The sequence below is a fragment of the Paenibacillus sp. p3-SID867 genome, from assembly GCF_025142895.1.
GTDB lineage: Bacteria > Bacillota > Bacilli > Paenibacillales > Paenibacillaceae > Paenibacillus_AQ.
This window is the reverse complement of the sequence record NZ_JAMBDM010000026.1, coordinates 1-12834: the sequence shown is the minus strand read 5'-3', so window position 1 is coordinate 12834 and position 12834 is coordinate 1. Positions and strand designations below refer to the sequence as shown.

Genomic DNA, 12834 nt, shown 5'->3' with positions numbered 1-12834 from the left:
AAACTTCGAAGCATGACCTTCCTGATATCACAAGAAAATCATCATCTAAATGCGGTCTGGGATAGTACGCCTGTAGACGCTGTTCTTAGCGAAGTATCAGTCCAATTCCCTTTCCAGAGGCGCGGTTCGTATATCGGCTGAACCGATAGACCACAATTACCAAAAAAATGTTCGTATTTTATGCGAACATAAATTGACTTGCTTACCGTGCTAGCATAGACTTATTTTAGTATAATAGTAACCCGTGAACGTGGAGGAATGACGCTTGAAAGAGATGATACAATCCTGGAGGCATGTGTTTAAGCTGGACCCCGACAAGGAGATCGATGACGAGACCCTTGATGCGGTATGTTTGTCAGGAACCGATGCCATTATGGTCGGAGGCTCAACCGGAGTCACTTATGAAAATACCGTGGATTTGCTGTCCCGAGTTCGGCGTTACGAGCTGCCGTGCGTGCAGGAAGTATCCGATCTGGAAGCCGTTGTACCCGGATTTGATCTATATATGGTCCCGATGGTTTTGAATACGCAGGATCCAACCTGGATCATGGGCCGGCATCGCGAAGGAATCGAACGCTACGGGTATATGATCCCGTGGGATCTGGTTGTGACCGAGGGGTATATCGTGTTGAACGAGAATGCCGCGGTGGCGAAGCTGACCGGAGCAGAAACTTCGATTGGAGCGAGCACTGTCGCCGCTTATGCCCAGATTGCGGACAAGCTGATGAATCTGCCGATCGTGTACCTGGAATACAGTGGCGCATATGGGGATATGGAGACCGTCCGTACGGTTCGAAGATCGCTTGATAACGCCCGTTTGTTCTACGGTGGCGGAATAACGAGCGCCCAGCAAGCGACGGAGGCAGCTGCTATCTCTGATACGATCGTTGTTGGCAACGTTGTGTATGATCATCTGGAGCAGGCGCTCGAGACGGTCAAGGCCGTGAAGGGCTGACTTGTCTCTGTTATAAGATCTGCCCAAAAATATAGAGGCGCGTTAAGCTCGCTCAGGCTCTATAATCGTGTGTTTTCTCCATTCGCCTTGTAACGGTTAAGTATACTTTATTTAATATTTTGATTTTATATTCCATTTAACCAAGCAGGCAGAACGCACCGTGTCTTAGACAGACAGCATTCTATACTATTCATTCTCTTTAATTTATCTATCAGCCAGACCCAATCTTTTTTAATCTTTTCACCTTTACCCAAGTGTTTCCCTTTATCAAATCTACACCTATTAGGAGGCAATACTATGCATTCCATTGATATACATGAAGCCGTCAGACGTCTCAATCCGCAGCAGCGTCAAGCCGTTGAAGCAACCGACGGACCGCTGCTCATTATGGCGGGTGCCGGTTCCGGCAAGACGCGGGTGCTGACGCACCGGATCGCGTATCTGATCGCCACGCGCAAAGCGGCTCCCTGGAGCATTCTTGCGATTACGTTTACGAATAAAGCAGCCCGCGAGATGCAGGAGCGGGTATCCAAGCTGGTCGGCCGGGAAGGCCAGGACATCTGGGTATCGACGTTCCACTCGATGTGCGTGCGGATTTTGCGTAGAGACATTGAGCGGATTGGCTTTACCTCGAATTTCAGTATTCTAGACTCGACGGATCAGCTGTCCGTTATTCGGAATGTGATGAAGCAGCACAACATCGATCCGAAGAAATTCGAGCCGAAGGCGATTCAAGCGGCCATGAGCGCGGCCAAGAATGAGCTGATTTCCCCGCAGCAGTATGAACAGAAAGCCGGAGATTATTTTGAATCCCTTGTAGCCAAGGTCTACACCGAATACCAGAAGCGCTTGAAGAGTAACAACTCGCTAGATTTTGACGATCTGATCATGACCACGATTCAGCTGTTTAAGGAAGTGCCGGAGGTTCTCGACTTCTACCAGCGCAAGTTCCAGTACATTCATGTGGATGAGTATCAGGATACCAACCGGGCGCAGTACATGCTTTGCCGTATGCTGGCGGACAGCCATCACCGCATTTGCGTTGTCGGGGACAGCGATCAGTCGATCTACCGCTGGCGTGGCGCGGATATCACGAACATCCTGAATTTTGAGCAGGATTATCCCGAGGCCCGGACGATTCTGCTGGAGCAGAATTACCGTTCTACAGCGAACATTTTGAACGCTGCCAACAATGTTATTGGCCTGAACACTGGCCGCAAGCCGAAGAATCTGTGGACCGAGCAGGGCGAAGGACCGAAGATCAAGGTGTTCCGCGGGGATACGGAGCATGATGAGGGGTATTTTGTTACCTCGGAAATTAGCAAGAACATCAAGGACGGCAAGAGCTATCAGGACCACGCGATTCTGTATCGGACCAATGCGCAGTCACGGGTGATCGAGGAAATTCTGATCAAGTCGGATATTCCGTACCAGATCGTCGGGGGCATCAAGTTCTACGATCGCAAAGAGATTAAGGACCTGCTCGCCTACCTTCGCCTGATTTCCAACCCGGACGACGATATCAGCTTGACGCGGATCATTAATGTGCCAAAAAGAAGCATCGGCGACACAACCGTTGCAAAGCTGGCTGCTGCAGCCGCAGAGCGGGGCATCTCGATCTTCCGCGTGCTGGAAATCGTGGACGATCTCGGCTTTGCCGGACGTACGCGTAATGCGCTGGTGGGCTTCTACGACATGATTGCCGCGCTCAGCCGAATGGTCGAGTTTCTGTCGGTGACCGAGCTTACGGAAAAAATTCTCGAGATGTCCGAGTACCGCCTCGAGCTGCAAAACGAGAATACGATCGAATCCAGATCCCGCCTCGAGAACATCGACGAGTTCCTGTCGGTTACGCAAGAGTTCGAGAAGAACAACGAGGATAAATCGCTCATCTCCTTCCTCACGGATCTTGCCTTGATTGCGGACATCGACTCGATGAACGATGACGAAGAAGATCGTGACGACGCTGTCGTGCTCATGACCATGCACAGTGCCAAAGGTCTGGAGTTCCCGGTGGTGTTCATTATCGGTATGGAGGAAGGGGTATTCCCGCATAGCCGTGCCTTTATGGATAACGAAGAGCTGGAAGAGGAACGCCGACTTGCTTATGTAGGCATCACGCGCGCAGAGAAGCAGTTGTTCTTATCCTGTGCACGCATGCGTACCTTATTTGGCCGCACGACGGCGAACATGCCATCGCGATTCCTGGAGGAAATCCCGGAAGAGCTGAAGGAAGACACTCAGATGGCGCATGACCGCTACCGCCGAGGTGGCGGAAGCAATGTAGGTGGTTCCTATGCGGGACGCGGCTTCGGCGGCGGTGGAGGCAGCAACTTTGGCGGCGGCCGCAGCGTGGATCTCTCCCTCAGCGGATCGACCGCTTCCGCGCAAGCCGCGCCGAAGAGCCGGGTAACGATGACAACCGGTGGGTCATCCCGTCCAGCTGCTGCTTCGGGCAGTGGGGAATTTAAAGCCGGCGACAAAGTTGCCCATGGCAAATGGGGAACCGGTACGATCGTAGCGGTAAAAGGCAGTGGCAACGACATGGAATTGCAGATTGCATTCCCGGCGCCTGTGGGCGTGAAACGTCTGCTTGCCGGCTTCGCGCCGATTACGAAGGTGGAATAACCGCGGGTGATGGCGGTTGCTCATTTTTAAGAGCAGGATGTTTGGACAACAATGTAATACAATGATTGAACGACAGTCCACATAACGTAACGCAACTTATTATGGCCTTATATTATTGAAGGAGGATTGCCCCTGCATGGATTTCAAGGAAAAGATGGAGAAGCTCATTGCGGAGCTGAACAATTACAATTACCATTACTACACGCTGGATCAGCCGCTTGTAAGCGACAAGGAATATGATGCCCTGTACGATCAGCTGGTAGCGTTGGAGGCCGAGACCGGAGTGTCGCTTCCGGATTCTCCGACCCAGCGGGTGGGTGGGGAGATTCTGAAGGGTTTTGCCCCCCACCGCCATTTGGCTCCGTTATGGAGTCTCGATAAGGCTCAGAACATTGAGCAGCTCCGTACCTGGCATGATCGCGTGGTCAGGCTGGTCAATGACTATAATACGAAGAATCCCGGCAATCCTCTTAAGGCACCTTGTTATGCACTGGAGCTGAAGTTTGACGGACTCACGCTGAATCTGACCTATCAGGACGGCAAGCTGATTCAAGCATCGACACGGGGCAACGGTGCAGTTGGCGAAGGCATTTTGGCTCAGGTGAAAACCATCAAGTCGGTGCCGATGACGATCCCGTACACGGAAGGTACGATTGAAGTACAGGGCGAAGGCATCATGAACCTGTCCGTGCTGGACAAATACAATCAAACCGCGGCCGAGCCGCTCAAGAACGCCCGTAATGCCGCCGCAGGGGCTCTCCGCAATCTTAATCCCAAGGTGACGGCTGAGCGTAAACTGAACGCTTACTTCTATAATGTAGGTTATTCGGATGGAATCACCTTTGCCGATCACAAGGAGATGATGGATTTCCTGCGCGAGAACCGGCTCAAGGTCAATCCGTACATTTTCTATTTTGAGCAATTTGGCGATGTAATGGAGCAATTGGCTGATATCGAGAAACGCCGTTCCGAGCTCGATTACCTCATTGACGGAGCGGTGGTGAAGGTGACCGATTTCCGCATTCGCGAAGCTCTCGGATATACCGATAAGTTCCCCCGCTGGGCAGTCGCTTATAAATTCGAAGCGGAAGAAACCACGACCGTGCTGCAGTCGGTAACCTGGAATGTGGGGCGGACCGGAAAAATCACGCCGTTAGCGCGTGTAGAGCCTGTTGAGCTTGCCGGGGTCACGGTGCAAAATTGTACGCTGAACAATATCGGGGATATTGAGCGCAAGAACCTCAAGTTCGCACTGGGCTCCCGAGTCTTCATTCGCCGTTCGAATGACGTTATTCCCGAGATCCTCGGCAAAGTAACGGAGGAGCAGGACGGCGAAGAGATCCTGTATCCGGAACAGTGTCCATCCTGCGGATTTCCGCTGGAGCAGCGCGGCGCTCATCTCTTCTGCAACAACAAGACGGGGTGCAAGCCGCAAATCGTGGCCCGGATCACGCATTTTGCTTCCAGGGATGCCATGGACATTGAAACATTCAGCGACAAAACTGCGATCCAGTTATACGACGAACTGGGTGTAAGAGAACCGGCTGATCTGTACACGTTATCTTTTGATAGCTTGCTGAAGCTGGAGCGCTTCGGCGAGAAAAAAGCCCAGAATCTGCTGGATGCCATCGAGAAGAGTAAGGAGCGGGATCTTGCATCTTTCCTCTTTGCGCTGGGGATTCCGAATACCGGCAAATCCACAACCAAAATGCTGGCCGATCACTATCGAGATCTGCACCGCGTGATGGCGGCGACCGCAGAAGAATTGGTCGAGCTGCCGGACGTGGGCGGCATCGTGGCCGAAAGCATCGCCGGATACTTCGCGGACCCGTTTGCCCAAGCAAGCATTCAGAAGATGCTCTCGCTGGGCGTCCAAGCGAAAGCGCCGGAAGCACCGAAGCCGGTGAGCACCGATTCCTACTTCAGCGGCAAAACGGTGGTGCTGACAGGCACCCTCCATCTGCTGACCCGAGAAGAGGCGACCGAACGCTTGGAAGCGCTCGGCGCCAAAGTCACCGGCAGCGTGTCCAAGAAAACCGACCTCCTCATTGCAGGCGAAAAAGCCGGCAGCAAGCTGGCCAAAGCCCAGCAGCTCGGCATCGACATCCTGGAAGATGAGGAAGAGTTCGTACGGTTGCTAGACGAATCATAATACAATCTGGATATATCTTGCAGAATCAGTTGCAACTCCATGTGAACCGAGGCTATCGATAGCCTCGGTTTTTCTTTTCCCCGGTTCCCTGACTTCTCCCTTACTTGCGATGTAAGCCATATTTTCTATGAATCTATGACGTTTTCGATCATTCGCCAAAAGCTCCTAAACATTCGACTGAATTTAACAAAAGCATACAGAAAAGGATGAAGGAATCTAATTTTGGATTCTAGAATAATTTACCACGGGTCAGTCTTATGCGGAAAGGAGTGGATACCATCGTTAGGCAGCGCAGATATGCTGATGACATCCCAGACCCTAATGTGATTGGGAAATCTATCTTATGGGAGGGGCAAAGCCATGAGTAAAAAGTTATGGTCCGCACTACTAAGTTTTGTATTAACGCTATCACTCGTTGCACCAGCGGCTGGGGCCGCTCCGTCAGAACGGCAGATCGAGCTGAACAATCAGCTCAGCGCCGATGAAGCTGGGCAGATAAAGGATATTCTGAAACAGCGAGCTAAGCTTGCGGAGTTTCCGGTGCTTGATCAAAGTCTGCAGAGATCTGCCGGGGGTCCTACAAGAGTCATTGTAGAGCTGTCTACTGAGCCAGTGGCCTTAGCCAAAGGGCTTTCCTCTATTCAGGGTCAATTCTTTAGTTCTTCCGCAGAGGCGAAGGTTGAGGCACAGGTGCAATTGGAGCAGCAGACTTTTATACGCAGCCTGAGCACGAAGAATATAACGCACGAAATTTCGGAGCAATATAGTTACGCATTCAACGGGGTGTCCATGGAGATCGACGGCAGCAAGGTTGAAGCGCTGCTTGATCTCCCTGGCGTTCTAGGCGTATATCCCGATCTGGAGGTAACGGTTGGACCGAAGGGCGAAGTGAATCCATACATGAAGGATACGGGGCCGTTTATCGGTGCTCCGGAAGTATGGGATCTCGGTTATACAGGTAAAGGCATTAAAGTAGGCGTTATCGATACGGGTATTGATTACGTACACCCTGTTTTGAAGGATGCTTATAAGGGTGGATATGATTTCGTAGACAATGATAACGATCCTTATGAGACAACTCCGCTCGACTGGGAGAATGATCCTTCCGATCCCCCACAGGTCGATGACAGGGGAAGTACGTATTGGACGGATCACGGAACGCATGTAGCGGGTACCATCGGGGCCCGTGATGCCGGCGAATATGGAGTTGTGGGCATTGCACCGGAAGCGGATATCTATGCTTACCGAGTTCTTGGGCCATACGGAAGCGGCTATTCCAGCTGGGTACTGGGTGGTATTGACCGTTCCGTCCAGGACGGAATGGATATAATCAACCTCTCGCTGGGCAATTCACGCAATGATCCGGACTATGTGACGTCCGTAGCACTCAATAATGCTGCGCTGGCTGGTGTCACGCCAGTCGTTGCAAGCGGCAATTCAGGGCCTAACCGCTGGACGGTTGGATCGCCGGGGGCGGCGGCTTTTCCGATTACGGTAGGAAACTCAACGGGTCCAAGTGACGAAATTGCGGCAACAGCGCACTTTTCCACGGATTCGGAATTGCCGGGTGAGCCAATGGATAACAATGAGGGTCCGTTGGAGCTTGGAGCAGAGCCAACAAATCCCGTTACGCCTGAAGAGCAGACGGATGTAGGAGCACAGGCAGATGAAGCCGCTGGGCCAACATCGACTGATGACACGGCTGCTATGGTTGGGACGGAGACTTCCGTCGATACGGAACAAGATCTAGAGCCGGCTTTACCGAATGAAGGAGCCGGAGAGGAGCCGGTCACGGAAGAGGAAGCTGTTGAACCTGTCAAGGATAAGGAACTGCCTTCGACAGACGATGCCGCTCCGATCACGGTGACAGATGCAACGTATAAGCTTGAATTAATGGCCTGGAATCTGGCTGAAGATCCTGAAGTTGTCCTGGATGGCGATTTCGGACTGGTTTATGCGGATCTGGGTAAGCCAGAGGATTTCACGGGTAAAGACGTAACCGGCAAAATAGCATTGATTAAACGCGGCGAAATTGCCTTCGTCGAAAAAATTGCCAATGCTAAGGCGGCAGGCGCGAAGGGTGCCATTGTGTTCAACCAGAACCCTGGACCTATCGCTGTGTTGCTTGGAGACAGTTTTGCCTTCATTCCAACCTTTAGTATGAGCAAAGAAGACGGCGATTATATCAAATCGCTGCTCGATGCCAATCCGAATATGAAAGTGAATTTTACGGATTTTATCAAAAACCGAACCGCAGGCGATGAAATCAATGATTCCAGCTCCCGCGGCCCGGCTAAAAAGACGCTGGACATCAAGCCTGACGTGGTTGCACCGGGAACCAGCATTTTGTCATCCATTCCGGCGTACGGTAGGGACATTGCCGATGCAGATTACAGTCGATCCTATGATCGCTTCACGGGCACCAGTATGGCATCCCCGCATGTGGCAGGGCTTGCAGCTCTCATTTTGGAGAAGCACAACGACTGGACTCCATTCGACGTCAAAGTCGCACTGATGAATAACGCCAAAGTGCTGAATACCGAATCCTACGATGTAACGGATCAAGGAGCCGGGCGCGTACAAGCACTCAATACCATCCAGGCAGAGGCTCTGGTGAAGGTCTTGGACAAGACCTCGTATCAGGAGAACGGAACAAGTAAAGAGCAGGATAATATTACGGGAAGCATCAACTTCGGTAATTTCACGGGCAAAGCTGCCAAGACCGTTCAGAAAAAAATAAAGATAGAGAGTATTGGAAATGCGGGCGGGACTTTTAACGTGGAAATCAATAACACACAGGTCACGCCGGGAGTAAGTGTTACAACCGATAAAAGCACCTTCACCCTAAACGGTCAAGAAGAGGTCACAATAACCCTTCAAGTGCCGGAAGGGATAGAGGGCGTATCAGAACAACAAGGGTATATTACCTTTACGAATGGAGCCTACACCTATTCAGTTCCTTACGTTGCGTACTTTAACCTTGAGATCACAGGCGTGAAATATACAAAAGCCTACAGTGACAAAGAGAATTACTTACCGCATGTTCCGTTGACCGTGACGGGTGAATTGGGCAAGCTCAACCTGGCTTTCGAATTTTACAATCCGATGCAGATCGTCATTGTGGACTTGTATGACAGTCTTAATCCGGGCGCGGGTGTTGACGGCGACGGTATTATCGGCCAAATATTCGGAGGGGAAGCCTATTTTGATGCGAACACCTCGTTTACGATCGGCTGGAACGGGAAGTATGCCGATTATGAGACCGAGAAAGAGGTAGAGGTTCAGGACGGTCTGTACTCGATAGAGCTTTTATCCCTTGGTACGGATGGAATCGTTTATTCCGATTATGCCACGATTCCTTTCTTCGTGAAGAGATCGGCACCATCGATACAAACGGAGGCGGATGTCAAAATTTCCGGCAAGAACAATCCTTCGCTAACCGGCACGATCGATGATCTCTATGTAACAGCTGTTCCGGCTCTGTGGGATGAGTGGGCCATTGATTTTGACGTAAGCGAATGGTTGGATGCCACTTATGTCATTAAAAGAGCTAACAAAACGGTCGCCAAGCAAGGTACCTTTGATGTTGAACAGAATGGTGCATTTAACATTGCGTTAGACGGATTATCTTCAGGCAACTATACCGTTGAGCTTTCCGTCAAGGACCGTCAAGGACTTCAAGGAACGGCTTCCGTATCTTTGCAGCTGGCGGGCGCGCCTGGACCAGGCAACCCTGATCCAGGTAATGGTGGCGGATCTGGAGGAGGCGGTGGAGGCGGCTCGTCCTCTGGTGGAGGTTCTACGGGAACTCCGTCAACTCCGGCCCCTGAAGTATCGGGGGATGCCAAAGTAACCACGAAGAAAAATGCGGATGGTACCGAGTCTGCAACGGCGGCTCTGTCTGAAGCAGCGGTTACGGCAGGAATTACCGAAGACGGCAAAGAAGTGAAGCTGGATGTATCGAAGCTGGATTTCAGCAAATATAGCGATGTAGCTCTTACCCTCGGTAAGGCTGCCGTAGATAAATTGAAAGCATCCGGCAAACCGCTTGTGATTGCGGGTAACGGATTTAGCCTGACGGTTCCTGCTGATGCCTTGGATGATTTCACAACGAGCAGCGGATTCAGCTTAGCGGTTTCCGTAGCTGCAAGCAAAGCGGGATCCGGAAACACATTGAACGCTGTATCCCCGATCGTTTCGGTTAAACACGGAGACAAGTTTAAACATCCGCTTTTGCTGACATTGAACTATGACCCAACAAAAGTGAAGGATGCGCGCAAGGTAGGTGCCTACGTGCAGTCGGAAAAAGGAGACCTGCAATTCGCTGGATTGCTGCAATCGACTGCGCGTGGATCGATCACGTTCCGTGTTAACGGTCCAGGTTCATATGTGGCTGCCGAGAATAACGTGACCTTTAACGACATCGTCAGCCACTGGGCTAAGGATGAGATCGAGGTTGTGGCCTCGCAGCATATCACGAACGGGACAGGTGCGGGCCGGTTTTCGCCGAACAATGCGGTGACCCGTGCCGAATTTGCCACACTGCTTGATCGTATTTTCGAAACAGGCATCGATTGGGAAACACGCAGCAAAGAAGCGGGAGCGAAGAATCCACTGACCCGTGAGGATATGGTGGTCATGATTGCGGAAGCGCTGAAGATTGATTCCGAAGCAGGTTCCTTGTCATTTAACGATACGAATCTGATTTCGGAGGAGGCGCGTGCGGCCGTAGCCTTTGCTGTGAAGGAAGGTCTGGTGAAGGGAGTGAATGGCAACCGCTTCGGACCGGGTGAGACTTCCACTCGGGCTCAGGTATCCGTGATTGTGTACCGTTTGCTGGATTATCTGGACAAAATCTAATGAAGGCGAAGCTATTTCATCTAGAATACAATTGTGGTTAAGCAAAAGAGGAGTTGCTCTATGTCATGTGACTTGACGGGGCATCTCCTCTTTTTATTTGCGGTTGCTTCTTTGATACATCAATACGTCAACGCTAACATCCTTGCTGCCTTTTAAGGAGGTCCCGTTTTATTCGAACCATCAACAAAAATATTGATTAGACAACCTGTAATGTATAATATGCTTGTGAAATCAGGTGAAGGGAGGATAGGGATGAGATACAGCACTGTCTTCTATATAACCATTGGAATAGTTCTATTTTTTATTATGGTTACCGTGCTCGGGGATATCGCGGCTGAGGATGCTGCTGGAATGATTCGCATGAGCATCGAATGGCTGACGAAGTACGTGCTCCCATGGATATTCCTGTACTGGTTCATTAAACTTGTCAGAAAAATAAAGTGAAAAGACACTCACCGCTTGCACGTATTGTGCAGCACGATGAGTGTCTTTTTCCCATAATCTCGATTATTCCTTCGACCAATGGTCCAGCTTGTCATCACCGGGAAGAAGCAGGGCAAGCAGACCAAGCAGCGGCAAGAAGCCGATGGCGATCATAACATTGCCGATTCCCCAAGCATCCCCGAGATTACCGAGCACAAGCGAACCGACCCCGCCCATGCCAAAAGCAAATCCGGTAATCAGCCCGGATACCGTACCGATATTGCCCGGATGCAGCATTTGGGCATATACGATGGTGACCGAGAAACTGGACAATAGAACAAAGCCGCCGATCAGCAGCAATACAGCCGCCCAGAACGGGGAGGCGAACGGCAGAATCAACGCAATGGGTGCTGTGCCGATCATGGAGAGCATGATCATGTTGCGGCGGCCAAAGCGGTCGGCCAGCGGACCGCCGAAGAAGGTACCCACAGCTCCGGATGCGAGAAATAGAAAAATATAAATCTGAGCGTTATCAATCGTGATCTTGTACGCATCCATGAGGTAGAACGCATAATAGCTGCTAATGGCTGCGCCATACCAGGAGCGGATAAACACGAGAATGACGAGAACCAGCGTTGCATTGCGTACGCTTTTGCGACGCGCGGGATCAAGCGTGCGTCCTGCAGCTTTCTTTTTAAACGTGTAACCAGCTTTCAGCATGCCATGATACCAATGGGCAACATAGGATTGCACGAGGATACCAGCCGCGGCAACGAAGGTGAAACCGATCGCGCCGAACTGTCCGAACGGTACGAAGATGTATCGTGTCAGGAGCGGAGCAAGTGATTGCCCGGCATTGCCTCCTACTTGAAAGATCGATTGGGATAACCCTTTTCGCATACCTGCAGCCATATGAGCAACTCGCATTCCCTCAGGGTGAAAAGTCGCCGAGCCTAATCCGATCAGAACGACCGCGAACAGAACAAGGATATATGTATGTGCATATGCAAGAATGAATACGCCTGCAAACGTGAAACACATACCGATCGGTAGCAGAATCGGTGTTGGCCTTCGATCCGCAGCATACCCGATAACCGGCTGAATAATGGATGAAGTAAAATTAATGGCAAAGGAGATCCAACCGATCTGCGTAAAGGTAAGCAGCAGGTTATCCTTTAATATAGGAAAGATAGCAGGGATCACGGACTGAATCGAATCATTAAACAAATGAACGAAACTGATGGCGATTAGAATTTTATATACGGTAGCCTGATTTCCCTCTCCGTGCGCAGGACTTGGAGTATCTGTGGGCTTTTGGAGAGCGATGCTTTTGTCTGCCATTCGGCGAACTCCTTTCTTATGTATATAGTCGGGCTTCAGAAAAGCGATGAACTAACCTTAAAACCTTATTCTATAGGAAATCAATTACATTTCGAGATGATACTTCATGAATTTAAAGTCTGAGATGAAGCGAATTTATAGTAAGGTCGCCGGCAGGCGGGGTTAGATATCGTTCTCTATAAGGTATAAATCCTGATAGGAACGATGTTATGCGAAACTTTACATATTTTCTTTTAAAAATGCTTGCTATATCTTTTGGATCATGGTATATTACTAACTGTCGCTTTTGACGAAAGCTTTTGAAGCTTGTCGAACGGCGTCGAAAAAAAAGTGTTGACATCAAGTTAAATACTTGATAAGATATAAACCTGCGCTGCTGATTGAGATGATCGGCAAAGCAGCCAACAAGTTCCTTGAAAACTGAACAAATGGATCACGTCAATGTAATACAAGCAAACGTTAATACGTTAGCTTT

Annotated in this window: 6 protein-coding genes; 5 read left to right on the top strand and 1 reads right to left on the bottom strand. The window is 50.5% G+C overall.

The genetic code is table 11. The annotated features are described in order from the left end of the window. Window positions 1-265 precede the first annotated feature (265 nt). The 5 genes from pcrB (at window position 266) to M4D81_RS31100 (ending at window position 11039) form a co-directional block, all read left to right on the top strand. Complete coding sequence (gene pcrB, locus M4D81_RS31120; RefSeq protein ID WP_260069247.1) at window positions 266-955, top strand: heptaprenylglyceryl phosphate synthase; 690 nt, start codon at window positions 266-268, stop codon at window positions 953-955. A 297-nt stretch (window positions 956-1252) separates the two neighbouring features. Continuing rightward, on the top strand, window positions 1253-3583 hold the full coding sequence (pcrA, locus tag M4D81_RS31115) for a DNA helicase PcrA (RefSeq protein ID WP_260069246.1): 2331 nt from the start codon (window positions 1253-1255) through the stop codon (window positions 3581-3583). 136 nt (window positions 3584-3719) lie between these two features. After that, on the top strand, window positions 3720-5735 hold the full coding sequence (gene ligA, locus M4D81_RS31110; protein ID WP_260069245.1) for an NAD-dependent DNA ligase LigA: 2016 nt from the start codon (window positions 3720-3722) through the stop codon (window positions 5733-5735). A 360-nt stretch (window positions 5736-6095) separates the two neighbouring features. Then, window positions 6096-10595 carry a S8 family serine peptidase gene (locus M4D81_RS31105; protein WP_260069244.1) on the top strand — a complete coding sequence of 1500 codons (4500 nt, stop codon included), beginning with the start codon at window positions 6096-6098 and terminating at the stop codon, window positions 10593-10595. A 252-nt stretch (window positions 10596-10847) separates the two neighbouring features. Continuing rightward, on the top strand, window positions 10848-11039 hold the full coding sequence (locus tag M4D81_RS31100) for a hypothetical protein (protein ID WP_260069243.1): 192 nt from the start codon (window positions 10848-10850) through the stop codon (window positions 11037-11039). Window positions 11040-11102: 63 nt separating this feature from the next. Here the strand turns inward: M4D81_RS31100 and M4D81_RS31095 are convergent, their stop codons facing one another. Next, on the bottom strand, window positions 11103-12359 hold the full coding sequence (locus tag M4D81_RS31095; RefSeq protein WP_260069242.1) for an MFS transporter: 1257 nt from the start codon (window positions 12357-12359) through the stop codon (window positions 11103-11105). Window positions 12360-12834: the final 475 nt, after the last annotated feature.

Excerpts from the sequence above, each read along its gene's own strand:
- pcrA (WP_260069246.1), top strand. The coding sequence starts at position 1,253 with ATGCATTCCATTGATATACATGAAGCCGTCAGACGTCTCAATCCGCAG.
- ligA (WP_260069245.1), top strand. The coding sequence starts at position 3,720 with ATGGATTTCAAGGAAAAGATGGAGAAGCTCATTGCGGAGCTGAACAAT.
- M4D81_RS31105 (WP_260069244.1), top strand. The coding sequence starts at position 6,096 with ATGAGTAAAAAGTTATGGTCCGCACTACTAAGTTTTGTATTAACGCTA.
- M4D81_RS31100 (WP_260069243.1), top strand. The coding sequence starts at position 10,848 with ATGAGATACAGCACTGTCTTCTATATAACCATTGGAATAGTTCTATTT.
- M4D81_RS31095 (WP_260069242.1), bottom strand. The coding sequence starts at position 12,359 with ATGGCAGACAAAAGCATCGCTCTCCAAAAGCCCACAGATACTCCAAGT.